This is a genomic window from Sporosarcina aquimarina, from assembly GCF_023715615.1.
Taxonomy (GTDB): domain Bacteria; phylum Bacillota; class Bacilli; order Bacillales_A; family Planococcaceae; genus Sporosarcina; species Sporosarcina aquimarina_A.
Window position 1 is genome coordinate 1 of sequence record NZ_JAMBOM010000007.1, and the last position, 26,907, is coordinate 26,907.

Consider the following 26,907-nt stretch of genomic DNA (forward strand, 5'->3'; position numbering starts at 1 on the left):
TTGCCCACGTGTTACTCACCCGTCCGCCGCTAATCTCAAGGAGCAAGCTCCTATTGATTCGCTCGACTTGCATGTATTAGGCATGCCGCCAGCGTTCGTCCTGAGCCAGGATCAAACTCTCCATAAATCTGGTAGCTGATATGCAGCACATTGCGTCGTCAGCTTCAGTTGTTCATTCGGTCACGTACCTAAGTACGCTCCCTCATTCACACCTTCGCTTCCTAGCACTGCACTACATCTCAGCAACCAGAGAGAATTGATTGCTCAATTCGTACTGGCATCATTTAAGATGTCTATCAGATCAACTAAGATCTGTTTGTGTTTGTTTCACCGGCAAAACCGGATTCCCAAACAATAATTCGTTGACATTTTGCTGTTCAGTTTTCAAGGTTCATAGTGTTAATTTTAGTTGTTCGCTGTTGTTTCAGCAACTCTTACATCATAACATGGTGTAATCATCGTGTCAACAACTTTTTTAAAAAATTATTACTTGCCTTTGAAACCAATAAAGCGTGTTCCGAAGGACAAGTAATAATATACAACAGATAGTATATAGTTTGCAAGCTTTTTTTAAAATTATGCTGAGGTTTTTTTTCGACCATCTACAACAAACAACAAAATCCCCAGTAATACAACGATTCCACCTATGATTTGTGCTGTCGACAAACTCTCTTTGAAGATGTAATACGCTAGAATCGAGGCACCAACAGGTTCAAATAATATCGCAATAGAAATCGCATTCGTACTCACCCACCGGATCGCCCAATTAAATAAAGTATGACCAAGTAGGTTCGGAATTAGCGCTAATAACACGAACCACATCCAATCTGATTGTGAATGCGGACCGAATGACTCCCCTTTTATTAATACATAGAAGAAAAGAGTAATTGAGCTAATGGAGTATACTACAAACGTATACGTTATTAACGACAATCTTTGACGGACATCTTGGCCAAACAGTAAGTAAGCTGTAATTAGTGCACAGCCGATAAGCGCAAGAATATCACCATAAAACGCAGTTCCTCCAAGTTGAAAATCACCAAAACTGATAATGACACTCCCCGATATTGCAATAACTGCAGATAAAATCGTTTTAACCGACAATCGTTCTTTAAAGAAAAAGTATGTACCCGCAAATGCAAAAATAGGTTGTAGTGTCACTAATACTGTAGAACTCGCAACAGATGTATAATTAAGCGATTCAAACCAAAAGATGAAATGGAACGCTAAAAACACACCTGCAAAAGTTGAAAAAATCCAATCCCGTTTTTTCAGCACCGTTATTTCTTTTCTGTATTTCAGTAAGAAAATCGGTAACATCAAGAGGACCGAGAAAAACATCCTGTAAAATGCAGTAACCCCCGCCTCAGCGGATACTAATTTCACAAAAATCGCAGATAAAGCAACTGAGATAACCCCTATAATGATAGGGATTGCTGGATGTATAGCTGGTTTGTTCATAAAAACACATCACTTTCCTTCTATTGAGGGTTACAATAGTTTATTTATGGATATAGCATATAGTATATCAGACAAGGTTGTTCTAAAAATTCGGCATTCAGAATCCCCTATTATTTAGGGCGGAGGCTATAGTATCACAGCGATATTAAACGCACCACCATTTTTGTTGCAGAGGAGCAAACATTCATGACCAATTGGATTCAACTTTTAAAAAATGGCAACAAGCCTGCTCTTTTAGCAGCCATCGTTAATGTTATTATCGCCGCATTAAAAGCGGGTGCTTTCTTTCTAACAGGCAATGTTGCCATGTTCGCTGAAATGATGCACTCTATCGGAGATGCTGCAAACCAACTGTTCGTTTATATTGGTTCTGCACTTTCTAAAAAAGCACCAACTCCTAAATATCCAAATGGTTTTGGTAGGATTGTTAACCTCGTCTGTCTTGGTGCCGTTTTGATTGTAGCGATCCTTTCTTACGAAACCATTGTTGGAGGGATACATCATATCCTACACCCTGCAGAAAGTGGAGGCTTATGGATAAACCTAGGCGTCCTTGGAATCGGAATTGCGCTAGAATCTTTCGTTCTCTATAAAGCATCAAAAGAAGTCTTTCACGATGCAGGAGTTGAACATGCCGGATTGTCATCATTCCCTAAAAGCTTTGTATATCTCAAAAAGGCAAAACCTCCAACTAAGCTAGTCTTTATGGAGGACTTAGTAGCGACTAGCGGAGGTCTAATAGCATTTATTGCCGTTCTACTCGCTCATTTCTTCGGCTTGTTCGCAGCCGAAGGTGTTGCTTCAATCATTATCGGAGTGATGATGTTTTATGTAGTGGGTAAAGTGTTCCTAGAAAATGCTCGAGGGGCTATTGGTGAAACTGATGAAGAAATGCTCGCGCACATTGCCCATCTACTCGTAGAAGACCCTGACATCACGGATATCCAACGTGTTGAGGTTGTTAAAGAAGGAGAATTTCTTCATGTAGAAATCATTGCCGAGGTTGCGACGTCGAATACAGTTGAGTATGTTTTAAAGGTTAAAGATCGGTTATTAGCAACAATTTTGAATCAGAAAGGCATTCAAGACGTCATCATTTCATTAGTTGGCGATGACGGAGTTGAATCGTGGACCGGAACAGGCTCGAACAGTTCAAACCTTATAGAAAATCGAAATAAGCTTCCTGAATCATAAAAAAGCGCGAGTCCCAACTGATCCAAGTCAGTCGGCTCGCGATTTTCTTATTACAATGAATTCGTCAAAATCTGAACGACGTCCTCTTTAGCAAGCTTTGCATAATTACCAAGCGGTCCTCTTGCTGCAGCTTTTTCAGCCATTAGTTCAATTTTCGAATCATCAATATTGAAGTCTGCAAGTTTACGTGGCGCTCCGATTGATGCCCAGAATTCTTCTAATTTAGAAATGCCTTCTAATGCCGTCTCTTCATCTGTCTTACCTGACGGATCTACACCAAATGCTTTTACAGCTAACTGTGCATAGCGTTTCGGATTCAAATGCATTGTATAACGCATCCACTCTGGGAATAGGATAGACAGTCCCCCAGCATGCGGAATGTCATAGACTGCTGAAACCGCATGCTCTATGTCATGAGTTCCCCAGTCACCTATGTATCCCATGCGCAAGAAACCATTTAATCCCCAAACACCTGCTAGCATCATAGTAGCTCTAAGCTCGTAGTCATCTGGATGATTTACCACTTCTGCACCTGTTGTGATTAAAGTACGGAGTGCACTTTCACACATTTCATCTTGGAAAGGAGTATTTGATGATTCATTGAAGTATTCTTCAAAGATATGAGACATCGTATCTACAATTCCGTTGACTGTTTGATCCTTAGGAACTGACATTGTATATGTCGGATCTAGAATTGAAAATTTAGGGAAGTTAAACGGTGTTCCCCATCCATACTTCTCTTGAGTTTCTTCATTCGTAATAACAGAGCCTGCATTCATTTCAGAACTTGTTGCAGATAGTGTTAATACTGTACCAAACGGTAATGCATCTTGAGGTACCGCTTTACGTACAACAAAGTCCCACGGGTTGCCATCATATTTCGCAGCACAAGCGATAAGCTTCGTACAGTCAATGACAGATCCTCCACCGACAGCAACGATTACGTCAATATTCTCTCTTTTACAAAGCTCCGCTGCCGCGATCGCAGTTGAAAGTCGAGGATTCGGTTCCACTCCACCAAATTCGTGGACAGACAACTCCCCTTCTTTCAATACGGACATCACATCATCGTAGACACCATTCTTCTTAATACTTCCCCCACCGTATACAACAAGAACGCTGTTTCCATATTTTTTAAGCTCATCAGCTAAATTTGAAACTTGCCCTTTGCCGAACAATAATTTTACAGGATTTTGAAATATGAAGTTATCCAAAACTCATCGCCTCCTCAGAATATATCTATTATGTTTTAGGAGTGTTAGTGATGCAACTGTTCTGCCCGTACGCAACGAACTAAAAAGAGCACCCCTATAAGAGGAGCGCTCTTTCATGTTACTTATGCCCAGCCACGGAAACGTGAAGCTTCCGCTGTTTTACGTATACCAATCATGTACGCTGCAAGACGCATGTCAATGCCTCGCGTAGTTGAAACAGAATATACATTTTCGAACGCTGTGACCATTTTCTCAGTCATCTTTTCACGAACTTCTTCTTCAGACCAGTAGTAGCCCATGTTGTTCTGAACCCATTCAAAGTACGAAACTGTTACACCGCCGGCACTAGCAAGCACATCGGGAACTAGTAAAATGCCTCGTTCTGATAATATTTTTGTTGCTTCACTTGTTGTTGGACCGTTTGCTGCTTCCACAACAATCGAAGCCTTGATTTTATCAGCATTGTGTTCTGTAATTTGGTTCTCAATTGCTGCAGGAACTAGGATATCACAATCCAATTCCAACAACTCTTGGTTCGTCAATGTGTTTTCGAACAAAGTAGTTACTGTTCCAAAACTATCACGACGGTCAAGTAAATAATCGATATCCAAACCATCTGGGTCGTGTAATGCTCCATAAGCATCAGAAATCCCAATTACTTTAGCTCCTGCGTCGTGGAGGAATTTAGAAAGGAAGCTACCTGCGTTACCAAAACCTTGGATAACAATACGAGCGCCTTTCATATCGATACCACGACGTTTAGCTGCTTCATTAATAATAATCGTTACACCTTCAGCAGTCGCACGGTCACGACCTTGTGAACCACCGAGAACGATAGGTTTTCCTGTAATGAAGCCTGGTGAGTTGAACTCATCAATTCTGCTGTATTCATCCATCATCCACGCCATAATTTGTGAGTTTGTGAAAACGTCAGGTGCTGGAATATCTTTTGTTGGCCCCATAACTTGAGACAACGCACGTACGTAGCCACGGCTTAGACGCTCCAATTCATCCATAGACATTTCACGCGGATCACAAACGATGCCGCCTTTACCGCCGCCATATGGAAGGTCTACGATACCAGCTTTAAGTGTCATCCACATGGAAAGTGCACGCACTTCATCTAAAGTAACATCCGGATGGAAGCGTACTCCGCCTTTTGTTGGTCCGACAGCGTCGTTATGCTGGCCGCGGTATCCAGTGAAGACTTTTACTTTTCCATCGTCCATTTTAATAGGGATACGTACTTCTGTCATGCGCATCGGTTCTTTCAGAAGTTCATACATTCCTTCATCGTAGCCCAGCTTGTCAAGTGCTTCTTTAATAACAACTTGTGTAGATGTGAACAGATTCAGGTTTTCAGTCATTGTAATGGCTCGCCTCTTTGTTTCATAATGTTTTTTCCTTATTCATAGTATCATATCGAACAACGTAATTGGAAAGAATTTTTAGTTAGCAAATACGCTTTTGATTTTTTCAAGTGCCCAATCAAGTTCTTCTTTAGTAATAACTAGTGGTGGCGCAAAGCGGATTACTGTATCGTGTGTTTCTTTACAGAGCAATCCTAGTTCTTTGAGCTTTTCACAGTATGGACGTGCCTCTACAGTCAACTGCATTCCGATGAACAAACCGCGTCCACGTACTTCTGTAATAACGTCATTTTCGATCTTTTGAAGTTCTTCTTTAAAATAGTTTCCGAGTTCAAGTGACTTGTCAGCAAGTTTTTCGCTTTCAAGCACATCTAAAGATGCAATTGAAACTGCACACGCCATTGGGTTTCCGCCAAATGTAGACCCGTGTGAACCTGGGTTAAATACTTCAAGTACTTCTTTGTCAGCTACTACACAAGAAATCGGGAATACTCCACCACCTAGTGCTTTACCAAGGATATACATATCCGGGTTCACGTCTTCCCATTCACATGCAAACATTTTACCAGTGCGGCATAGGCCGGCTTGGATTTCGTCTGCAATGAAAAGAACATTGTTTTCTTTACATAGATCGCGTGCTTTTTTCAAGTAGCCTTCTGTAGGAATGATGATTCCAGCTTCCCCTTGAATTGGCTCGATGATGAATGCCGCAGTATTTGGTGTAATTGCTTTTTCCAGTGCATCAAAATCGCCATATGGAACTAATTTGATACCTGGAAGCATTGGTCCAAAACCACGCTTGTATTCTGGATCTGAAGAAAGGGATACTGCGCCCATCGTACGTCCGTGGAAGTTTCCTTCACAACCGATAATTTCAGCTTTGTTTTCTTCAACGCCTTTAACATCATACGCCCAACGACGAGCTGCTTTAATTGCTGTCTCAACAGCTTCAGCACCAGTGTTCATTGGCAACGCCATTTCTTTACCAGATAGTTCAGTAATTTTTTCATACCAAGGACCTAACTGATCGCTATGGAACGCACGTGAAGTAAGAGTAACTTTGTCTGCCTGGTCTTTAAGTGCTTGAATAATTTTAGGATGACGGTGCCCTTGGTTCACTGCTGAGTATGCAGAAAGCATATCCATGTATTTGTTACCTTCTGGATCTTTTACCCATACACCTTCTGCTTCTGAGATAACAATCGGTAGTGGATGATAGTTTGGTGCACCATACTTATTAGTTTGTTCAATCACTTGTTGAGATACTGACATTCAAATTCCCTCCTCGGTTAAGTATGTAGATACAGCGCCTGTCTTCTGACAGGCGACTGTTTGAATCTAGGCTTATAGCATTTCTGAAGTTGTTTTACCTTGCATGTGAAGTTGCAAGTAGTCTGGGCCACCTGCTTTTGAATCTGTTCCGGACATGTTGAATCCGCCAAATGGCTGGTATCCAACGATAGCGCCTGTGCAACCACGGTTGAAGTACAAGTTACCACAGTGGAAATCTTCACGAGCTTGCTCGATGTGCTCACGGTTATTGGTGATAACCGCGCCTGTCAAACCGTAATCTGTGTCGTTTGCCATGTCGATTGCTTCTGTGAAGTTTTTCGCTTTTGCAAGTGCTACGAATGGACCGAATACTTCTTCTTTCATAATACGAGCTTCTGGTGCAACGTCTGCGAAAACAGTCGGAGCAATGAAGAATCCTTTAGAGCTATCGCCTTCCCCACCTGCAACAAGACGACCTTCTTCTTTACCAATTTCAACATAGCTCATGATCTTATCGAACGCAGCTTGGTCGATAACTGGTCCAGCGAAGTTAGATTGGTCAGTTGGGTCACCGTATGTCAACTCTTTAGTAAGTTCTTCTACGCGAGCAACAACTGTGTCATATACATCTTCGTGAATGATCGCACGTGAACATGCTGAACATTTTTGTCCACTGAAACCGAATGCTGATTTAACGATAGATTGTGCAGCAAGTTCAAGATCCGCTTCGTTGTCAACAACGATTGTATCCTTACCACCCATTTCAGCAATCACACGCTTCAACCAAATTTGTCCTTCGTTCACTTTAGAAGCACGTTCATAAATACGTGTTCCAACTTCGCGTGAACCTGTGAACGATACGAAACGAGTACGTGCGTGATCTACTAAGTAGTCACCGATTTCAGAACCAGAACCTGGTACATAGTTGACTACGCCTGCAGGCATTCCTGCTTCTTCAAGTACTTCCATGAATTTATACGCAACAACTGGAGTAGTTGAAGCTGGCTTCAATAGTACTGTGTTACCTGTTACAAGTGCAGCTACTGTCGTACCCGCCATGATTGCAAATGCAAAGTTCCAAGGAGAGATAACAACGCCAACTCCTAAAGGAATGTAGTCAAAACGGTTGAACTCGCCTGGGCGACTTTCCACTGGCATTCCGTCTTTCAAGCGCAACATTTGACGGCCGTAGTACTCTAGGAAGTCGATTGCTTCAGCAGTATCTGCATCCGCTTCGTTCCATGGCTTACCAGCTTCTTTTGTCAATAGTGCTGAGAATTCCATTTTGCGGCGACGAACAATCGCTGCTGCTTTGAATAGAATATCTGCACGCATTGCTGGATCTGTCTTTCTCCAAGTATTGAAAGTTTCGTCTGCAACTTTCATAGCTTTTTCTGCAATATCTTTACTTGCTTTAGAAACGCTTCCGATAATTTCTTCTTTGTTAGCAGGATTGAAAGATACGAGCTTATCATCAGTCATGATGCGCTCTCCACCTACGATTAGGGGATAATCTTTACCAAGGTAAGCTTCCACTGTCTTAAGACCTTCTTGGAATGCTTTTTTATTTTCTTCGATTGTAAAATCTGTGAATGGTTCATGTTTGTACGGGATCATGATAGTCCTCCTTTAGATGGGTCATGCAAATAATATTTGCACTTCAATGTCAATTCCACTTATAATAATGCAAGATATTATTGCACATTGCAAGTATTAATGTTTACCTGAAGAAAAAAGTTAGGCGGTGTCACTCTATGAGTGCTTTTGAAGAGTCACTCTTTCCCTTTTATGAATTTGCTGTAAAGCGTGCAGGGGTTGGAATCCATGCCGTTAACAGTGAGGGCAGGACCATTATTTACAACGACAAGATGAAAGAAATCGAAGGACTAGACCTCGATGATATCCGAGATTTGTCCATCATGGAATTATTCAATTTCCGTCAACAACCGAGTACGTTGATGGAAGTGTTACAAAGTGGTCAAGAACAATTAAACATTAAACAAACGTATTGGAACCAAAACGAAACTGAGATTACTACAATTAATAATACCTATCCTATTGTGAAGGACGGAGTGCTCATTGGTGCAGTGGAACTCTCACATGACGTAACAGCACTTGAAAAGTTTGTACTGCAGCCGTTAACCAAAGATCGAGAACCAGTTTTGCTGAATAACATCGTAGCCGAATCCGTGTCTATGAAGAAAATTATTGCTACAGCAAAAAAAGCGGTACGTGCAAAACTTCCTGTCCTCCTTGTAGGAGAAGCAGGCACTGGAAAAGACCTTGTAGCCCAAGGAATCCATCATGAAGTTCCTGTTGCTGATTCGTCATTTTATACACTTTACTGCAATCGGTCTGATGACCAATCAATTGATCGTCTGGCAACTGAATTAAAAACCGATGCGCCATTCACCCTATTTTGCGAACGAATCGACTTTTTATCCATCGAACTACAGCGCAAGCTTCTCAGAATTTTAGAAAGTTCGGACCATCATAAACGACAATTCATTGCAAGTATTGGTGAAGACCCCGTCGAACTTATCGCATCAGGAAGTCTGCTTAAGGAGTTGTATTACTTTTTCGCTTCCTTTACGATTCGCTTCCCACCTTTACGCGAGAGGAAAGAAGACATTCTTCCTTTCGTCAATAGATATTTAGCTAGGCGTAAAGAAAGTTTAGGCACTGCATTGGAAGACATTACAGGAGAAGTCGAGGAACTATTCCTCTCTTACACATGGCCAGGCAATATTCGTGAACTTGAAATGTTGCTTAACGAAGTGGCCTCCGTTGCTTCAGCTGAAACAACAATTACGTATGAAATGCTTCCTCAACACTTTAGAAGTAAAAGCTCCGTTCTGGAAGAGGGAACCCTTCCTTTACCCTCTTTCATCTTCCCCAGCGAAAAAGACATGCTTCCTCTTGATAAGTTTTTAAGAGAGGCAGAATCCTATTATTTACAAAAAGCGTTAACCATTCATGACGGTAACATCACTAGGACAGCAAATGCCTTGTCAATGAGCCGACAAAATTTGCAGTATCGTCTTCGGAAAAACAAAAAAGGAGAAGAGGGATAATCGCCTCTTCTCCTTTTTAATAACCTGATTTGTCGATCCAGTCTCTAAGCTTGTCTTTCAAAGAGTTGAATCCTTTTTCATCTTGTTCGTCTACCCGTTCTTGTAATGATTTACGGGGACGACTGAATTTCTTCGTGGGTGTTGGGGGGTCTTGTAACGAACGGATGGACAAACTGATTTTATTATCCGTCTCATCCACTTCCAACACTTTTACAGTTACTTGCTGACCAACCGATAAATGCTCGTTGATATCCTTCACAAATCCGTAAGTGATTTCAGAAATGTGGACGAGTCCTTGAGTGGATTCATCTAGAGCTACAAACGCACCATAAGGCTGAATGCCTGTAACTGTACCTGACAGTTCTTCACCCGCTTCGTATTTACCTGTCATGTGTAACAGCTCCCAATTCTGTTTTGAGTATCTGAAATTGCCATTGCGGCCATTATCAGTATACCATTTGAACTCTAGTGGGGCAAAATATAGTCATTTAGACGGGATGTGAGCCATTAGAACACGAAATTTATGAAATGATACATTTAGCTTCGAATTTAACCGCCAATAACTTATACGAAATCTGCATGCAATCTTCTAAAGGAATCCACATTGCATACGAGTGTTCATAAATTTCGCGAATTCGTTTTGCTAGATCTGTTGGATGATCCAATCGATGGAGATCTGCTACCACATCAGCTATTTCTAGCTTGTATGCATCTGTTCCAGCAAGGAAAGGATCCCATTCTTCTAGTAAATGAATCGCTTTTTTATTCATTTCTACAGTTTCCACGTCAAGTCACCTGATTTTTTCGTTTTATTTATGATAGCATAGGTATGAAAAAGAAAACAGACTTAGGGGGATAATGTATGAAAGAATTCACTACAACAATAAACCGACGGAATACGTCGTCCATGAAATGGGATCGCATGGATCGCATCTATGGAATAGAAAACCCGGAAGAGATTCTACCAATGTGGATCGCAGATATGGACTTTTCTGCACCTCAACCTGTCATCGATGCTATGAAAGAACGCTTGGATCACGGTGTGTTTGGCTATTCTTACGTTTGCGAGGACTGTAAAGACGCAATTCGAGAATGGATGTTCAACAAACACGGATGGCAGACTGAAAACGATTGGATGTTATCTCATCATGGTGTCGTACCAGCAATTGCTTCTGTAGTCGAAACGTTGACAAATGAAGGTGATGTTGTTTTAATCACTCCACCTGTTTATCCGCCGTTTTCCGGTATCCCGACTTTACAGAACCGTACTCTAGAAGAGTGTACACTTGTCGAGAAAAATGGAACCTATGAAATTGACTTCGCTAAATTTGAGGCTTCTTTGAAAAGAGATGTCAGATTATTCATTTTTTGCAACCCCCATAACCCAGGCGGAATTGTATGGTCGAAAGAGGTCTTGCAAGAAATTGTTCGGCTTTGCGCTAAATATGATGTACTAATTTTATCTGATGAAATTCATGCAGATCTAGTGTTCGCACCTTACACGCACACTCCTCTACATACAATTGCAGGAGACGAAGGAAATCGTATTATCACTTGCGTAGCACCTACCAAAACCTTCAACTTAGCAGGAATTCAAGCTGCTATGATGATCATTCCAGATGAAAAACTACGTGAGAAATTGCGTGATAATGGAATGGCACATGGCCAAATGGAGTTGAATGCTCTTGCAAACGTTGCGCTGAAAGCGGCTTATCGCCATGGTGAACCTTGGCTAGAACAGTTACTCAAAACAGTGTCCTCTAATATGGATTACGTGATTGAAACGTTATCGGCTCGAATCCCAGGTGTGAAAATTTCTAAACCTCAAGGAACATACTTACTTTGGATAGACTACCGAGAGACAGGGCTTTCTGAAGTTGAAATTATGGACAAGTTACTTAACAAAGGAAAATTAGCCCTTGAACCTGGTACCAAATATGGAGAAGCTGGTCACGGATTCTTACGAATGAATGTTGCTACTTGTTTTTCCACAGTTCAAGATGGTGTCGAACGTTTTATAAAAGGCATGGAAAACTAAGAAAAGAGCATCCTCATAAATGAGGATGCTCTTTTTGTTGTTCGCGTATATTTCTGCGTTCTCGCAATATGCGCTCTTCTAATTCTTTCGTTTCCAATTCTTGCTTTTTAGAGTGACGCTGAATCCACATAAATGTGAGCACAAGTAGCACCATGAAAAAAGCAAAGGAAATGGCCGCTGGGATATATTCTGATTTGTCTTCCGGAAAGTACAGGAAAGGCATTAGAACTGTCACCATTGATATCACTTCCTAACCATAAATTTAGTGGAAATTACTCGCCTTGAATGTCGATAGACTCGATTTTCACATCTTCAACAGGCTTATCTTGTGCACCTGTTTTAACCGTTGCAATCTTGTTAACAACGTCCATTCCTTCAATTACTTGTCCAAAAACAGTGTGCTTCTGGTCAAGGTGCGGTGTGCCGCCTCGCTCAGCATAAGCATCAGCGATTTCTTCTGGCCATCCACCTTTTTTCAACTGGTCCGCATTAGCGCCAGCTAAGTTAGAAGCTTGGACGATGAAGAACTGGCTGCCGTTTGTGTTCGGGCCAGCATTCGCCATTGACAATGCACCATTCAAGTTGAATAGATCCATCGTGAATTCGTCTTCAAAAGAATCTCCATAGATGCTTTCTCCGCCCATGCCTGTACCAGTCGGGTCTCCACCTTGGATCATGAAGTCTTTAATAACTCGGTGGAAAATAAGTCCGTCATAATAGCCATCTTTTGCATGAGTCAAAAAATTCTTAACAGTTTTTGGTGCTTTTTCTTCAAATAGCTTGATTTTAATCGGACCAAGCGTGGTATTCATTGTAATAACTTTTTCTCCAGCTGCTACTTCATTAGATAATTGCGGATACATCTGAGAGTCCTCCTTAGGAATCGTTTTTTCTGGTTCTTCTGTTTGAGTCGTTTCACCTTTTTCAGGTGTAGACTCTTTCTCTTTAGCTTCTTGTTTTCCACACGCGGAAACTACAAGGATCAATGCTAAAGAAAGCATGAGCATATAAAGTTTTTTATGCAATTCTCTCACCCTAAATTAGTTTACCACATGATTCAGTGAAACCGAACTACGAGCACTTGACTTCCTTCGGGAAACGAATTGTTTTATACTACTTAAATACAGTTTTTATAGAGGGAAGGTCACCTATGGATATTCAAAAAAGAAATTTCATCATTATCTGGGTGTCAAACTTTCTAGTTGCCGGTACAATGACAATGATTATGCCATTCTTGTCATTATATATTGAAACGTTTGGCGATTACTCAGATGCATACGTTCAAAAATGGTCGGGTCTAGTTTTCGGTGCGACATTCATCTCCGCTCTCATTATGTCTCCAATTTGGGGAAGAATCGCTGATAAATACGGATTTAAGCCCATACTAATTATTAACGGATTCGGAATTGCGATTTCGGTATTCTTAATGGGATTCATCCACTCTGTTGAAGCGTTCTTCATACTCCGTCTTCTTAACGGTGTGGTAACAGGCTTCATCCCTACTTCTCTTGCATTCATTTCCGCGAACACAAAACGTGAAGAAGCTGGTAAACGATTAGGCACACTTCAAATGGGAAGTGTGACAGGTACGTTGTTTGGTCCTGTATTAGGTGGACTCCTTGCCGACGCTTTCGGTTTTAAATATACGTTTGTTATTACGTCAATCTCCGTTATCATTGCTGCTCTCATCATCATATTCGGGATAAAAGAACAGCGAAAAGTAAAAAGTGGTCGTGGCAATGTTTATTCCCGAAAAATGATATTAAGTAGTTTGTTGCATCACCGCCTCATGTTGAATGTCATGGTTGTAACTGCGCTTATTCAGATCGGGAACTTCAGTATTCAGCCATTACTCTCTCTTTACGTCTCCCACTTGACTGACACGAATGATGTTGCCTTTTTAGCGGGAATCACGTTTAGTGCAGCGGGTGTTGGGAACTTATTGTTCGCTCGAAAATGGGGAAAACTTGGCGATGACATTGGATACGAGAAAGTTCTAGGATTTTTACTACTCCTCTCTTTCATCTTCATCATCCCACAAGCTTTCGTAGGCAGTCTTTGGCAGCTTGTAATTTGGCGTCTACTATTCGGTATATCCATGGGTGGTATGATTCCAATTACTACAGCTCTTGTTCGCCGTGAAGCACCGCTCGATATCCAGGGCGAAGTGATGGGTTACAATACAAGTTTCCGATTCTTAGGCAACATTATTGGCCCTATGATTGGAGGAATTATTAGCGGATTCCTCGGTATTTCTTCTGTGTTTATCATAACCGGCTTATTGTTCTTGCTTGGCTTCGCTTTCCTTTTCTATGCACAGCGTAAACCGACACAAGATTTCGAAGATTTTCTGGCAGATTCACAACAAAAAAACTCCTAAAAATATAGCACACTCCCAATACTGGAGTGTGCTATATTTTGTATAGGTACTTGTAAGAACGGAGGGACCAGTTGTGAGACAGCTTGCAGGATTTGCTGTCGCTTTGTTAAGTCTCCCGCTACTTTTCTGGCTTCAACAAGAAGTCGCAGCGGAATGGCATGAGGCGAATGCGTATAAAGAACAAGTAGAAGAAACCATCGAATTCTCAGAACCTAAAGTAACAATTCCGATGGCACTCTACGATCGTAACGGACAATTATTTGCAGAAGAATATGCGGAGTGGCGGGATCCGCTTCCGTTATCCGAAATCCCATTGTTTGCAAAACAGCTATTTCTTGAAAGTGAAGACAAAGGATTTTACGAACATAGAGGGTACGATGTCGCTGCGATTGCTCGAGCATTTGCGGTAAATGTGAATTCGGATGGATTAAGCCAAGGTGCTTCCACCATCACTCAACAAGTCGTAAGAATGCGTTTTCTCTCTCCAGAAAAAACCTATGAACGGAAATTCAAAGAAATTCTATATGCTGCAGAACTAGAAAAACAATCGACAAAAGATGAAATCTTGGAAATGTACATGAATGAGATGTACTTCGGCAACCAAGTTTATGGAATTGGTGCTGCTGCTACCTATTACTTTAGTAAACCATTAGCTAATTTAAACGAAGCGGAAACTGCGTTTTTGGCAGCTATTCCGAATAACCCTTCGCTGTATGATCCATTGAAGCATTTTGACCGTACAAAAAAGCGTCAAGAACGACTTCTTCAAGTTTTGGTGAACAATGAAGTGCTTTCCATCGAAGAAGGAAAAATCGCACAGAGCGCTCCAGTCGAGCTACACCTTAAACAAAAGAACAGTCAATTCCCTGCCTATCATACCTACGTAGTTGACGAGCTAAAACAGTTGATCAGTGAAAAAGAAGGTTTTTTCGCTCAATTAAAATCAGCAAATAATGAGAAAGCACGAAAAAAAATTCAACAATTACTATCCGAGCGCATCTCTGAAGTGATCAGTTCAGGAGTCCGTATCGATACTTCCCTTGATCCTGTTAAGCAAAGTAATGTCGAAAGCGGCATTTCAAACGCACTTGACGGCCGTGGTATCCAATCCGGTGCAGCTGTTGTGGATAACAAATCGCGTGAACTCATTAGTGTGTATGGTGGATTTGGCTATCGAAAAACCGATTTCAATCGCTCGTTTCAAGCAGTTCGACAGCCCGGGTCTATAATTAAACCTTTGCTCGTATATGCCCCGTATTTAGAAAGTGGACCGTATACTGAGAACTCTCTTATCGATGGTAGTGGAATTTGTATCGGGAATTTCTGCCCTGAGAATTTTGGAAGGTATTCGTATGGTGTTTCAACGGTAAAAAAAGCGTTTAGTCGAAGTTACAATACAACAGCAGTCCGGGTCTTCCAACGTGTTGGGATTGAAGAGTCGTTTGCTCACCTAGCTCCTTTTGGATTCAAGTATGTCACCGAAAAAGATCATCAGTATACTGCGGCTCTTGGCGGATTTGAAAATGGCATGACGCCTTATGAAATGGCAAATGCCTATACAAGCTTCATAGATGGTACGTTTAAACCAGTCAGAGCTATCCGTTCTGTAAAAGATCGTCAAGGGAACGTGTTATACCAATGGGAAGATGAACGTAAAGAGGTATGGTCTCAAAAAACAACGGAAAACATCCGATCCATGCTAGAAGAGACTGTGAGAACAGGAACAGCTCATGGTCTTCGTCCCACAACAGAGTACACAGGAGCAAAAACAGGAACAACTAGTCACTTTAAAGACTTATGGGTTGCTGGGATAAACGACAATTATACCGCAGCTACTTGGATCGGATATGATCGACCGCAGTCACTCCAACAAGAAAGCGAACAAAAATTACATCTCAAGGTTTTTTCAGCCGCACTTTCCGACTAGCTGCCTAATGGCAGCTGGTCTTTTTCAACTCCAGGGATACTTGCAGCAATTCCGTTATAAAGTCTCAGTAAAATGTAAACGACGGCAGAAACTAATACTGCCCAAACGATGATTTCAAAGAAGATAATTCCAATTATCGCCGAAAAAGGTAGCTGATGATGCAACATATACGTACTGTAGACAAAGTAAATGAAAGTGACTGTCAAAAATACAAAGAGCAACCAGTAAATCGATTGGATGGCAAATGCCGAAGCAAGTGCGCCGATGAAGTAAATGAGTTTCCCACCTCGATCGTCTACCCCATGATGGACGGGAGAATCTGTTGTAGGGGTCGCTTTGTAAAAGAACAGCATAGCCGTTTCATGAATCGTAGCTGCAATCAGTTTGAGTGCACTGAATATCATGAAATAAAAGAGCGCATAGACTGTTAGCAAGAACAATCTGAGCTGGGTCTCTGTAAGAAATTCCAAAAGACCATTATATAAACCGATTTCACGAAACAAGCTCAATGAAAAACCGACTGTATACACTCCAAACGTTAAGCTGAACAACATAATTGTAAAAAATGGCAAATAACTGAATAAATACGGATTTTTCATACTGCACCTCAGACTGATTATACAGGCTAAACAAAAGTTTCCATGCAAACCTACACTGTAGTAATTTGTATCGCAAAAGGTCGTTTCCGCTGTGTTAAGAAAAATTCGAAGACCCATGACTGAGCCAAGCGATGGAAGCGCTGAGAATCCTTCTCGGAAAGCGTCCGACTGGAGCGAAGAACTACGGTGCTTTTAAGCATGCTCTTTCTTTCACCTATTATGGTTATTTATATGGATTTTTCCATGTCTCTATAATATAGGAAGAGATTGATTTACCGCAATCCCTTTCAAGTGCACACAGTGCAAAATGCGCTTGTTTACGTTATACTTTAAAGCAATGTCTACATCATTTTAGTTCAAGGAAGGAGGATTTTTAGTGGAATTTGTTTGGTTCATTTTCTTGCCAGCGTTAGCAGCTCTTTTCATCCCGACGTTGTTCAAGCGCGTTACTGGCATACATACAGGTTGGTTTGTTTTGATTATCCCTATTGTCCTGTTTGCTTACTACAGTACGTACTTACCACTGACAGCAAGCGGAGAACACGCAATCTCTTCATTTGATTGGATCCCTTCACTAGGAATCTCGTTTGTCTCCTACCTAGATGGTCTCAGTCTTCTATTCACACTTCTCATTACAGGGATCGGTGCGTTGGTTGTTCTGTATTCGATTTTCTATCTAGATAGGCACAAAGAAAAGCTCGGTAATTTCTATGTATACTTACTGCTTTTCATGACGGCAATGCTTGGTGTTGTCCAGTCAGATAATATCATTTCACTCTATCTGTTTTGGGAGTTAACTTCTATTTCTTCTTTTCTACTAATCGGTTATTGGTACACAAGGGATGGCTCCCGATTCGGTGCCTTAAAGTCCATGATGATAACCGTTGGTGGCGGATTAATGATGCTCGGGGGCTTTGTAATACTCGGGATTTTAGGAGATACATACTCGATACGTGAATTGATTTCCGGGTTATCTAATTACTCTGGAGATCCGTTATTTACACTTGCAGCGGTGCTATTGTTATTCGGAGCATTTACAAAGTCTGCTCAATTCCCGTTTTATATTTGGCTTCCGGATGCCATGGAAGCGCCGACTCCTGTCAGTGCCTACTTACACTCCGCGACAATGGTCAAAGCGGGATTATATCTCGTTGCACGCTTTACTCCTATTTTCGCAGAGTCTTCTGTTTGGATCTGGCTCGTTTCCGGTATTGGATTGCTCACATTAATGTGGGGCTCGTTCTTTGCTGTGAAACAAACCGATTTAAAAGGTATTCTCGCATTCTCGACAGTGAGTCAGTTGGGGCTGATAATGTCTTTACTTGGTGCAGGCGCAATTGCTTATCATTCTGACGATACGCTATTCCGATTTGCAATGTTTGCAGCCATCTTCCACTTAGTGAACCACGCAGTCTTTAAAGGTAGTCTGTTCATGATTGCAGGTATTGTCGACCATGAAACTGGAACACGTGATATTCGTAAACTTGGTGGCCTGATGAGTGTCATGCCAATCAGTTTCACCGTTGCATTCATTGGCGGTCTCTCAATGGCAGGTATTCCTCCATTTGGTGGATTCTTGAGTAAAGAATTGTTCTTAGACTCTATGGTCGCTTTGAAACACTTTGAACTGTTCAACTTTGATACGTGGGGCATTCTATTCCCTGTCATTGCATGGATTGCAAGCGTATTCACATTTGTCTATAGCTTCTACTTTGTCTTCAAGACATTCACAGGTGAGAAGAAGTTTGACAAGCTTCCGCTTAAGCCACACGAAGCACCAATAGGCATGCTGATTTCTCCTATCATTTTAGCAATCAGTGTCATTGCACTATTCTTCATCCCTAACGTTGTTGGGAAGTGGATTGTTGCGCCAGCTGTCATGGCTGCACAACCACAGCTGTATAGTTTACCGTCAGAGGCAGCTGTTCATGTACAAGCCTGGCATGGGTTCGAGTATATTCCAATGTGGCTGACAGTTGGCGTTATTGCAATTGGAGCATTGCTATTTACTTCGATTAAAAAATGGCAGCCGGTTTATGGCTTGCAGCCAGAGAAATTATCATTGAACGCACTTTATGATGGCGTAATGACATTTTCAGAAAAAGGAATGAACAAGCTATCCCGTTTCTATATGAACGGGTTAATCCGAACGTATTTACTGTATATGTTTGCGTTCTTCTCCGTGATGACAATTGTTGTATTGTTCGCTAAAGGTGCTTTTAAATTGGATATGAGCAGTTTGTCGCCAATTACGTTGTTCGCTGTAATGAATGCGATTGTGGCTATATTAGGGACTGGCATGGTGATTATGTCTAAGAACAGAATCTCCGCTATTATTGCTCTAGGTGCAGTTGGGTACTCTGTTGCATTGTTCTTCGTGCTCTTTAAAGCACCAGACTTAGCCTTAACCCAACTCGTAATCGAGACAATTTCAGTCGCACTCTTCTTATTAGCTTTCCGTCACCTCCCTGCTTTAAAAACGCATGGAGAAACCAAACAGAACAAACTGGTGAACGGTATTATTGCAATCGGAGTTGGTCTTTCCGTAACTCTCGTTGCGTTGTCCGCACATTCCAATAAGCTTGTCGCAAGTATTTCTCAGTACTATAAAGATACCGTCCATACAGAAGCTGGCGGAGGAAATATCGTGAACGTCATTCTTGTCGATTACCGTGGTTTCGATACATTGTTTGAAATCGCCGTCCTATCAATTGCTGGAATCGCTGTTCTCGGCATGATCCGTCTTCGCTTGTCGAGAAAGGGGTCTGATGATGAAAAAGAATAATGTCATTTTACAGACGACTGCAAAAGTCACATTCTTCATCATTTTTTTGTTCTCGATCCATATTTTCTTTGCGGGTCATTTCGCTCCCGGTGGAGGATTCGTAGGGGGTCTACTAACTACAGGGGCAATCGTATTGCTGTTACTTGCATTTGATTTGGAGACTGTTAAAGCAACATTGCCATTTAATTTCACAGTAGTTATTGGTGTCGGTTTACTCTTGTCACTAGGAACAGCGGCAGGCTCCATATTATTTAATGTTCCATTTTTCACCCATGCATTTGCACATTTCGAGTTACCACTATTCGGCGACACTGAACTCCATACAGCTATGATCTTTGACTCTGGCGTATATCTCGTCGTCGTTGGCGCCGCAATCACAATCATTCAGTCGATTGGAGGGGATGAGTAATGGAATTGCTCATGGCGATTGTAGCAGGCATTCTATTCACTGCCGCAATTTACTTAATTCTATCCAGAAGTCTGATTAAAGTGATCCTTGGAACAGGCTTGTTAAGTCACGGTGCCCACTTATTCATCTTAACGATGGGGGGATTAGGTGGAAGTGCACCTCCAGTTCTTCTGGACGGAGTGACTGAATTTGTAGATCCACTTCCACAAGCTTTAATCTTGACCGCTATTGTTATTAGTTTTGGGGTTACCGCGTTCATCTTGGTACTCGCCTACAGAACCTATGCTGTTCACAAAACTGATGATTTGAATTCGATGAAAGGAAATGATGAGCATGATTAACCTTCTATTGTTTCCGATCATCATCCCGTTTTTCTTTGCGATTGTACTTCTGTTTTTTAAAGAGCAAGTACGAATCCAGCGAATCCTCACTGTTATTGGTCTAAGTGCAAGTATTGCTTTTGCATGTACACTCATTATGAAAGTGAAACAGGATGGGATCCAAACACTGACACTTGGAAGTTGGCCCGCTCCATTCGGCATAACGATGGTCTCGGATATGTTTTCTGTGTTACTCGTAACGTCCACATTAGTCATTACATTATTCGTGGTCATCTACAGCTTCAGCTCAATTGGTGAAGAACGGGAGCGGTTTTTCTATTATCCTGCCATTCTCTTCATGATTACTGGGGTGAATGGTGCATTTACAACTGGTGATATTTTCAACATGTTTGTATTTTTCGAAGTATTGCTGATCGCTTCTTACTTACTGATTGTTCTTGGTGGAGAGAAGAGACAGTTACGTGAGTCCATAAAGTACATACTTGTCAATGTCATTTCTTCTGCTTTCTTTGTCATTACAGTTGCATACTTGTACTCTATCGTCGGGACTCTTAACATGGCGGATATCGGACAGAAAATCGCAGACATCGGACAGCCTGGAATTATTTCGGTCATCGGGATTCTCATGCTTCTGGTATTTGGGATCAAAGCGGGAATCTTCCCACTCTACTTCTGGATGCCTGGATCCTATGCTGCTCCCCCAGTTCCGATACTGGCACTGTTCGGCGCATTGCTTACAAAAGTCGGGGTGTACGCCATTACACGGACCTATACACTGTTCTTTGTCCATGACCTTGCGTTTACACATACTATTTTAATGGTACTTGCGCTGCTTACAATTGTTGCAGGTTGTATAGGAGCACTCGCTTATTTCGATTTAAAACAGATTATTATCTACAACATCTTAATTGCAATTGGCGTCATTCTATTTGGCGTTTCTCAAATGAACGAAGCTGGTATGCAAGGTGCCGTCTTTTATCTGATTCACGATATGCTTATTAAAGGCGCGTTGTTCCTTATTATCGGGATTATGATTTATGTAACTGGTACTTCTAACTTGCGAGAAATGGGTGGACTTATTAAAACCCATGCATCTCTTGGTTGGCTATTTCTGATTGCTGCTTTTGGACTTGCTGGTATCCCACCGCTAAGTGGCTTTGTCGGGAAATTACTGATTGTACAAGGTGGTTTTGAACACGGTCAGATATTCGGAACGATTGTCATTCTCGCTTCCAGTCTGGTTGTCTTATTGTCGGTCATTCGAATTTTCATTTATGCGTTTTGGGGAGAACCGGTTCCATTACAGCCAACGAACCGTAAAACCTATAAACATATGATGTTCCCTGCCGTAATTCTAGTAGCTCTGTCCGTTTTATACGGAGTCGGAACTGAGTGGATTTTCCCGTACGTATCTGATGCAGCTCATGTGTTGCTCGATCCGTCGAGTTATATAAACGCCGTGTTAAAGGAGTAGATCACGTGGCATTTCAAATATTGCTAAACTTTTTCATCGCAATTACGTGGGTGCTCATCACGGCTTCGTTCACCCCTTCCACATTTATTATCGGTTATATAATTGGCTTACTACTGCTCATATTGACAAGACGTTTTTACAAAGATCGCTTATATTTAGGGCGGGTATGGGCTTGCTTGAAATTGACGTTCATCTTCTTTAAGGAATTGGTCCTGTCTAATATTTCGGTTGCCATACTCGTCTTAAAACCAAAATTACAAATACAACCGATGATTTTTGCAATGCCCACTGTTCTTGAAAAAGACTGGGAAATTACGTTACTTTCCAGTTTAATTACACTAACACCTGGAACAATTGTCGTTCATGTTTCAGATGATCAACGGACACTTTACGTTCATGCAATCGATGTGGATGATGTTGAAGAAGCCATCAACTCCATCAAACAATCATTTGAAAAAGCAATCTTGGAGGTGAGCCGGACATGAACATTTTCATTTGGGTCTGTTTGATCATCATTTTCTTGTCCATGCTCGGTACACTCATTCGAGTATTCAAAGGACCTTCTACTCCAGACCGCCTTATCGCGTTAGATGGAATCGGAGTGATGCTGATTTCAATCATCGCACTTCTATCGATAGTCTTTGACACGATATTTTTCATTGATGTGATTTTGCTCATTGCGATTATGTCCTTTATCGGGACAGTATCGTTCTCGAAATTCATCGAGAAAGGGGCGATTATAGACCGTGATACTCATCGCTAATATCATTATTGCTTTGTTCATAATAGTAGGCGTCTTCTTTACTGTTGTTACGGTAGTCGGTGTTCTCCGATTACCTGATGTTTACACACGTGCGCATGCGGCATCAAAAAGTGCGACCCTCGGTGTTCTAGGAATCCTGATTGGCGTGTTCCTTCACTTTTGGTGGATTAAAGGGCATTTCAGTGTACAACTGTTGCTTGGTAGTGTCTTCTTATTCATTACTTCGCCTGTAGGTGGACACCTAATGAGCCGCGCTGCTTATATGTCTGGCGTTAAGCCGACCGAACTTACAGTTGGAGATGATCTACAAGAAGCAATCGGTGAACAAAAGTCTCATGAAAAAGAGTAAACAAAAAGACGCAGTGTCCCAATCGGGCGCTGCGTCTTTTTTGTTTACCAATATCCATAGGGGCTGTAATAAGGTGGGTAGTATGGATAGTAGCCTCCTCCATATGGGGGATATCCACCGTATGGATAATACCCTCCGCCACCGTAGCCTCCTCCGTACCCGTAAGGTGAAATTGCACTACCGAGAAAGCTACCGAATAATCCACCTAGAAAAGGTCCGCCGAAGCCGCCTCCAAAGCTGTTTCCAAATCCGCCGAAGCCGAAACCTCTACCTCCTCCATAACCTCTTCCACCATAGTTATTTCCTCTATATCGTGACATGTTACTCCCCCTTTCCCACTTATCTTATTCATTGGGCAAAGGTAGGGGTAGGCTGACACCTATTATGCTTCAGAGGAGTCTTCAGCTAAACGCTCAATAAACGTAGCTAATGTTCTTGTCATGGCGCCTGTTGCCCCTTTAGGTCCAAGTGCGTGAGGTGCATCCGCTTCAGACGTCCCTGCAATATCCAAGTGGATCCAAGGGGTATCTCCTACGAATTCTCCCACGAAACCACCTCCAAAGATCATATGTCCATCACGACCTGGTGAGTTATTAAGGTCAGCTACTTCGCTCTTACGAAGACGCTTTTTATCACTTTCAGTTAATGGCAAACGCCAAACGAATTCTCCTGTTTCTACAGAAGCTTCCATAAACTCTTCGAAGAATGCTTCGTTGTTCGTCAATGCCCCAGTCTTGTCTTTACCAAGAGCAACAATTACTCCACCAGTGAGTGTTGCAATGTCAATTAGATGCGTTGCACCCGATTGTTTTGCATAGGTCACAGCATCTGCCAATACGAGGCGTCCTTCAGCATCAGTGTTCAAGACTTCAATCGTTTTACCTGACAGTGAAGTAATGACATCGTCAGGTTTAAATGCATCGCCTGAGACCATATTATCAGTAGAAGCAATGACAGCGATTACGTTTTTGGCAGGGCGCAGTTCACCGATGATTTGCATTGCACCGAATACAGCTGCAGCCCCCCCCATGTCCCCTTTCATGCCGACCATGCCCTCGCGTGGCTTCAATGAGTATCCGCCTGTATCGTACGTAATTCCCTTACCTACGAGACCAACTACATCCGTCCAGTCCTCGTTGCCTCCAGCGTATTTAAGAACAATCAGACGTGGCTCCTCTACTGACCCTTTGTTGACAGCAAGAATCGCTCCCATACCGAGTTCTTCCATTTCGTTTTTACCGAGAACTTCGATTTCAAATCCGTATTTTTCAGCGAGCATTTCACCATGCTCCGCCATCTTAACTGCAGTTAAAATATTTGGAGGTGTATTGACGAGTGTACGTGCCGAATTGACAGCTTCTGCATGTACTTGTCCTACTTCTACTGCAGCTTTAAGTTCATCCTCATCTGCTGTGCTAAGTAGTTCAATTGTATTGAATTCAAAGTCTTTTTCGTTTGAAGTTGTTTTATAATCCGCAAATTGATAACTACCTAACACAAGACCTTGTAGAGAAGCAAACGCTACATCATCCGCTTCTAATTCTTCAGTTGTGAATGAATCTGCCCAAATGGAAACGCTTTCTGATTTCATCGATCGAAGTTCATTACCAACCTTAGAAAACACTTCAAGCAGTCCTTGGTCAGTTAACTTTTTAGAGGCTCCAAGTCCGATGAAAACAACGCGCTTGAACGTGCTGTCACCCAGTGATGGTAGCTTAGTGACTGCATTCAATTCCGTCTTTACATCACCCGTTTTAACCCAATCTGTTAACTTCCCATTGAATGCATCGTTTATGACGTTCCAATTCGAATTGTTTTCTGGATGTTCAGGAACACCGATCACAACCACTTCAAGATTGGTCTCCGTAATCTGTTTGTTTGTAATGATAGTTTTCATTTGACTACCTCCTCATTTTCATACATTCTTAATTATATACCAATTGAAGAGGAAACGAAAAATTTCTTCGGTTGCCGGACTATTTTTCATAATTATTTTTAACGAGGAGTGCCTACATGACAATTTTGAGCAATGTGCCACTGTTGGTTGCACTATTCGGAATTTTTTTCGCACAATTCATAAAGATTCCGATTCATTTTTTACTCACTCGTGAGCTCGATTGGAAGCTAATGACCTCAACAGGAGGCATGCCAAGTTCTCACTCCGCTGCAGTAACTGCACTTACTACTGCGATTGCTTTCGAACATGGACTGGATTCTTCCCTGTTTGCAATTTCAGCAATTTTTGCAGTGATCGTCATGTTTGACGCAAGCGGTGTTCGTTACCAAGCAGGTCAGCAGGCCTTGATCATCAACCAAATCCGCGCAGATTTTCAAACATTCGTCAGTGGAACAAAAGGTTGGATTAAAAAAGACGAAGAACAAAAGATTGTAGAACTGAAGACCCTGCTCGGACACAAGCCAAGCGAAGTTTTTGCAGGCGCAGTAACCGGCATCCTGATTTCTGTTATTACGTATTCATTTATAGTATAAAAAAACGCTTGGGCTACTTTTGTGCCCGAGCGTTTTTTAAAACATCTGATAACCTTGTTTGCGTAAAATCTTACTCACAATCCCTGAAAGGATCGCTCCAACTAGACCGCTTGAAAGAATCACGATGTCGACTGTATGTAACGCCATCAACTTATCTCCGAGCATACTGAACGCATGACCTGATTTCGTAATATATTCATAAGCCTTCACTTCATCAATAATAAAAATGACGACAATCGGATAGACAATTGCCATGACCCACGACATGCGCAGTAACATGTTAAGCAAAAAGCCAATCCCGAAAAACATGACTATAAAGATGAGGACTGACAGAATAATCTCTGTAAGTGAAATTGTTCCCAAAATGATGACCTCCATTTTCCTTAGTTCATTTTACCGGATTGTGGCACTTCTTTCAACAGCTTACGCAAGTGTCATGAAGTTGTTGAAAAGTAAAAAAACACTCGTCCTCTAAAAGGAGACGAGTGTTTTTCAGTTTTGTATTAAAGGAGGTCAAACTTTCCTTTTTTAAATGTAAGACCAGCACCACCGATTAAGTAAAGTGCACGGTTGTCGACCATTTTCTTCATAAAGGATGCTTTCTTCCCCGTCATCTTCTTACCGAAAGCCACTCCAATGGCATCGTTAGAACCAAGTGAAGCTATGCTTCCTTTCAAATCCGGAACGAATGCTTGAGTCGGTTGACCTTTCATAAGAGCGATCAAGTTATTCGCACACATGTCCCCTTGCTGCATCGCGATTTGAGCAGTTGGAGGGTATGGACGGTTGATTTCTTCGTTGATCATCAAAGCACAGTCACCTACGATGAAGACATCATCGAATCCTGGAGCACGCAGATCTTTTTCTACTTTAACACGAGCACGCATGTTTTCAATGCCTGTCTCTTCAATCAAACGGTTACCGCGGACACCTGCTGCCCATACAACTGTACCAGCTTCGATGAATTCAAATTCGTCGTCGCCTTTTTTCAGTTTAACACCTTCGGGAGTCGCTTCAACAACTGGCGTACCAATTGAGAATTCGATTCCTTTAGATTTCAATTGACGAACTGCGTAATCAACCAATTCAGGGTCAAATCCTGGAAGGACCATAGGAGCTGCTTCTACACAAAGTACCTTTACTTTGTCAGCAGGTACATCGAACTCTTCACAAAGTTCCGGAATACGATCTCCGAGTTCACCAAGGAATTCAATGCCTGTAAATCCAGCGCCTCCGACAATAATCGTTAGACGACTGTCTGCCTTCACTTCTTCAAGAGACCAAGTTGCAAACTGGTATTCAATATGCTCACGGATTTGACGCGCTGCCTTTACGTTTGCAATCGAAAGTGCATACTTATCAAGACCTGGAATTCCAAATGTTTCTCCTTCGAATCCGAGTCCGATGACTAAGTAATCATATGTATGCTGTCCAGCTGATGAAGTAACCATTTTAGCTTTAACGTCAATTGCTTCAACTTCAGCTTTCACAAATTTCACTTTGTCTTGCTGAATCACACGACTAATCGGATAACGAACTTGTTCAGGCTTCAAAGTACCTGCTGCCGCTTCATGAAGCCAAGTAGATTCATAGTGGTAATCATTTTTGTTAATAAGAATAATTTCAGCATCGTCTACGCCAAGGGATTTCTGTAGATTCACAATAGTTGCTAATCCACCATAACCAGCACCTAAAACGAGGATTGTAGGTCTTTTTTTCACGGGAATCGGTTCCACCTTTTCTTGTATGATGTGCCGGTTTGTAAAA

General features: G+C 41.8%; 27 protein-coding genes and 1 rRNA gene. 13 read left to right on the top strand and 15 right to left on the bottom strand.

Annotated features, from left to right (window positions below; genetic code table 11):
- Both M3197_RS14280 and M3197_RS14285 read right to left on the bottom strand, forming a co-directional pair.
- Nucleotides 1–127: ribosomal RNA gene (locus M3197_RS14280) — 16S ribosomal RNA — on the bottom strand; the annotation flags it as partial.
- A gap of 449 nt (nt 128–576) precedes the next feature.
- Entirely contained in the window at nt 577–1,461 is an 885-nt protein-coding gene (locus M3197_RS14285) for a DMT family transporter (RefSeq protein ID WP_251662259.1), read from the bottom strand.
- Nucleotides 1,462–1,647: 186 nt separating this feature from the next.
- Between M3197_RS14285 and M3197_RS14290 the strand changes: the two genes are divergently transcribed.
- A complete protein-coding gene (locus M3197_RS14290) occupies nt 1,648–2,655 on the top strand; it encodes a cation diffusion facilitator family transporter (protein WP_251662260.1) in 1,008 nt (335 codons plus the stop codon).
- Nucleotides 2,656–2,705: 50 nt separating this feature from the next.
- Here M3197_RS14290 and M3197_RS14295 read toward each other — a convergent pair whose 3' ends face one another.
- From M3197_RS14295 to pruA, 4 genes are all read right to left on the bottom strand, one after another.
- On the bottom strand, nt 2,706–3,869 hold the full coding sequence (locus tag M3197_RS14295) for an iron-containing alcohol dehydrogenase (protein WP_251662261.1): 1,164 nt from the start codon (nt 3,867–3,869) through the stop codon (nt 2,706–2,708).
- Nucleotides 3,870–3,991: 122 nt separating this feature from the next.
- Nucleotides 3,992–5,236 (bottom strand): Glu/Leu/Phe/Val family dehydrogenase, encoded by a 1,245-nt coding sequence (locus M3197_RS14300; protein WP_251662262.1) that lies wholly within the window; start codon nt 5,234–5,236, stop codon nt 3,992–3,994.
- 81 nt (nt 5,237–5,317) lie between these two features.
- Nucleotides 5,318–6,511 carry an ornithine--oxo-acid transaminase gene (locus M3197_RS14305; protein ID WP_251662263.1) on the bottom strand — a complete coding sequence of 398 codons (1,194 nt, stop codon included), beginning with the start codon at nt 6,509–6,511 and terminating at the stop codon, nt 5,318–5,320.
- A 72-nt stretch (nt 6,512–6,583) separates the two neighbouring features.
- A complete protein-coding gene (gene pruA / locus M3197_RS14310; protein WP_251662436.1) occupies nt 6,584–8,131 on the bottom strand; it encodes an L-glutamate gamma-semialdehyde dehydrogenase in 1,548 nt (515 codons plus the stop codon).
- A 134-nt stretch (nt 8,132–8,265) separates the two neighbouring features.
- Between pruA and M3197_RS14315 the strand changes: the two genes are divergently transcribed.
- Nucleotides 8,266–9,585, top strand: coding sequence for an AAA-type ATPase lid domain-containing protein (locus M3197_RS14315; protein WP_251662264.1), 1,320 nt, complete (start codon nt 8,266–8,268; stop codon nt 9,583–9,585).
- Nucleotides 9,586–9,601: 16 nt separating this feature from the next.
- Here the strand turns inward: M3197_RS14315 and yugI are convergent, their stop codons facing one another.
- Together yugI and M3197_RS14325 are read right to left on the bottom strand one after the other, a co-directional pair.
- Nucleotides 9,602–9,976: a S1 domain-containing post-transcriptional regulator GSP13 gene (gene yugI / locus M3197_RS14320; RefSeq protein ID WP_251662265.1), complete on the bottom strand. Its 375-nt coding sequence runs from the start codon at nt 9,974–9,976 to the stop codon at nt 9,602–9,604.
- Between the two features lie 130 nt (nt 9,977–10,106).
- On the bottom strand, nt 10,107–10,370 hold the full coding sequence (locus tag M3197_RS14325) for a DUF1871 family protein (protein ID WP_251662266.1): 264 nt from the start codon (nt 10,368–10,370) through the stop codon (nt 10,107–10,109).
- 77 nt (nt 10,371–10,447) lie between these two features.
- Here M3197_RS14325 and M3197_RS14330 point away from each other — a divergent pair, with 77 nt between their 5' ends.
- Nucleotides 10,448–11,623 (top strand): MalY/PatB family protein, encoded by a 1,176-nt coding sequence (locus tag M3197_RS14330; RefSeq protein WP_251662267.1) that lies wholly within the window; start codon nt 10,448–10,450, stop codon nt 11,621–11,623.
- A gap of 13 nt (nt 11,624–11,636) precedes the next feature.
- On the opposite strand, the gene M3197_RS14335 is transcribed toward M3197_RS14330, so the two are convergent.
- Both M3197_RS14335 and M3197_RS14340 read right to left on the bottom strand, forming a co-directional pair.
- Nucleotides 11,637–11,861 carry a hypothetical protein gene (locus tag M3197_RS14335; RefSeq protein ID WP_251662268.1) on the bottom strand — a complete coding sequence of 75 codons (225 nt, stop codon included), beginning with the start codon at nt 11,859–11,861 and terminating at the stop codon, nt 11,637–11,639.
- Between the two features lie 34 nt (nt 11,862–11,895).
- On the bottom strand, nt 11,896–12,648 hold the full coding sequence (locus M3197_RS14340; protein WP_251662269.1) for a peptidylprolyl isomerase: 753 nt from the start codon (nt 12,646–12,648) through the stop codon (nt 11,896–11,898).
- A 125-nt stretch (nt 12,649–12,773) separates the two neighbouring features.
- On the opposite strand from M3197_RS14340, the gene M3197_RS14345 reads away from it, so the two are divergent.
- Together M3197_RS14345 and M3197_RS14350 are read left to right on the top strand one after the other, a co-directional pair.
- Nucleotides 12,774–14,003: an MFS transporter gene (locus tag M3197_RS14345; protein WP_251662270.1), complete on the top strand. Its 1,230-nt coding sequence runs from the start codon at nt 12,774–12,776 to the stop codon at nt 14,001–14,003.
- 73 nt (nt 14,004–14,076) lie between these two features.
- Nucleotides 14,077–15,930 carry a transglycosylase domain-containing protein gene (locus tag M3197_RS14350; protein ID WP_251662271.1) on the top strand — a complete coding sequence of 618 codons (1,854 nt, stop codon included), beginning with the start codon at nt 14,077–14,079 and terminating at the stop codon, nt 15,928–15,930.
- Here M3197_RS14350 and M3197_RS14355 read toward each other — a convergent pair.
- Complete coding sequence (locus M3197_RS14355) at nt 15,927–16,529, bottom strand: DUF5366 family protein (RefSeq protein WP_251662272.1); 603 nt, start codon at nt 16,527–16,529, stop codon at nt 15,927–15,929. The genes M3197_RS14350 and M3197_RS14355 overlap by 4 nt on opposite strands.
- A 376-nt stretch (nt 16,530–16,905) precedes the next feature.
- On the opposite strand from M3197_RS14355, the gene M3197_RS14360 reads away from it, so the two are divergent.
- Genes M3197_RS14360 through mnhG form a run of 7 tightly spaced genes read left to right on the top strand, consistent with a single transcriptional unit; the run spans nt 16,906 to nt 22,650 of the window.
- Complete coding sequence (locus tag M3197_RS14360) at nt 16,906–19,314, top strand: Na+/H+ antiporter subunit A (protein ID WP_251662273.1); 2,409 nt, start codon at nt 16,906–16,908, stop codon at nt 19,312–19,314.
- Nucleotides 19,301–19,723: a Na(+)/H(+) antiporter subunit B gene (locus M3197_RS14365; protein ID WP_251662274.1), complete on the top strand. Its 423-nt coding sequence runs from the start codon at nt 19,301–19,303 to the stop codon at nt 19,721–19,723. Before M3197_RS14360 ends, M3197_RS14365 begins: the two co-directional genes overlap by 14 nt.
- Entirely contained in the window at nt 19,723–20,064 is a 342-nt protein-coding gene (locus tag M3197_RS14370; RefSeq protein WP_251662275.1) for a Na(+)/H(+) antiporter subunit C, read from the top strand. Before M3197_RS14365 ends, M3197_RS14370 begins: the two co-directional genes overlap by 1 nt.
- Nucleotides 20,057–21,538, top strand: coding sequence for a Na+/H+ antiporter subunit D (locus M3197_RS14375; protein ID WP_285851415.1), 1,482 nt, complete (start codon nt 20,057–20,059; stop codon nt 21,536–21,538). The genes M3197_RS14370 and M3197_RS14375 overlap by 8 nt, the downstream gene beginning before the upstream one ends.
- Nucleotides 21,539–21,543: 5 nt before the next feature.
- Nucleotides 21,544–22,023 (top strand): Na+/H+ antiporter subunit E, encoded by a 480-nt coding sequence (locus M3197_RS14380; protein WP_251662277.1) that lies wholly within the window; start codon nt 21,544–21,546, stop codon nt 22,021–22,023.
- Entirely contained in the window at nt 22,020–22,301 is a 282-nt protein-coding gene (locus M3197_RS14385) for a Na(+)/H(+) antiporter subunit F1 (protein ID WP_251662278.1), read from the top strand. The genes M3197_RS14380 and M3197_RS14385 overlap by 4 nt, the downstream gene beginning before the upstream one ends.
- Nucleotides 22,285–22,650, top strand: coding sequence for a monovalent cation/H(+) antiporter subunit G (mnhG, locus tag M3197_RS14390; protein WP_251662279.1), 366 nt, complete (start codon nt 22,285–22,287; stop codon nt 22,648–22,650). The genes M3197_RS14385 and mnhG overlap by 17 nt, the downstream gene beginning before the upstream one ends.
- 44 nt (nt 22,651–22,694) lie before the next feature.
- Here the strand turns inward: mnhG and M3197_RS14395 are convergent, their stop codons facing one another.
- The gene (locus tag M3197_RS14395; protein ID WP_251662280.1) at nt 22,695–22,970 is read right to left on the bottom strand and encodes a hypothetical protein; all 276 of its coding nucleotides are present in this window, start codon (nt 22,968–22,970) and stop codon (nt 22,695–22,697) included.
- Between the two features lie 62 nt (nt 22,971–23,032).
- Nucleotides 23,033–24,547: a leucyl aminopeptidase gene (locus M3197_RS14400; protein ID WP_251662281.1), complete on the bottom strand. Its 1,515-nt coding sequence runs from the start codon at nt 24,545–24,547 to the stop codon at nt 23,033–23,035.
- A gap of 116 nt (nt 24,548–24,663) precedes the next feature.
- Here M3197_RS14400 and M3197_RS14405 point away from each other — a divergent pair, with 116 nt between their 5' ends.
- The gene (locus tag M3197_RS14405) at nt 24,664–25,140 is read left to right on the top strand and encodes a divergent PAP2 family protein (protein ID WP_251662282.1); all 477 of its coding nucleotides are present in this window, start codon (nt 24,664–24,666) and stop codon (nt 25,138–25,140) included.
- A gap of 36 nt (nt 25,141–25,176) precedes the next feature.
- Here the strand turns inward: M3197_RS14405 and M3197_RS14410 are convergent, their stop codons facing one another.
- Together M3197_RS14410 and M3197_RS14415 are read right to left on the bottom strand one after the other, a co-directional pair.
- A complete protein-coding gene (locus M3197_RS14410) occupies nt 25,177–25,518 on the bottom strand; it encodes a YuiB family protein (protein WP_251662283.1) in 342 nt (113 codons plus the stop codon).
- Nucleotides 25,519–25,643: 125 nt separating this feature from the next.
- Nucleotides 25,644–26,861: an NAD(P)/FAD-dependent oxidoreductase gene (locus tag M3197_RS14415; protein ID WP_251662438.1), complete on the bottom strand. Its 1,218-nt coding sequence runs from the start codon at nt 26,859–26,861 to the stop codon at nt 25,644–25,646.
- Between the last annotated feature and the right edge of the window lie 46 nt (nt 26,862–26,907).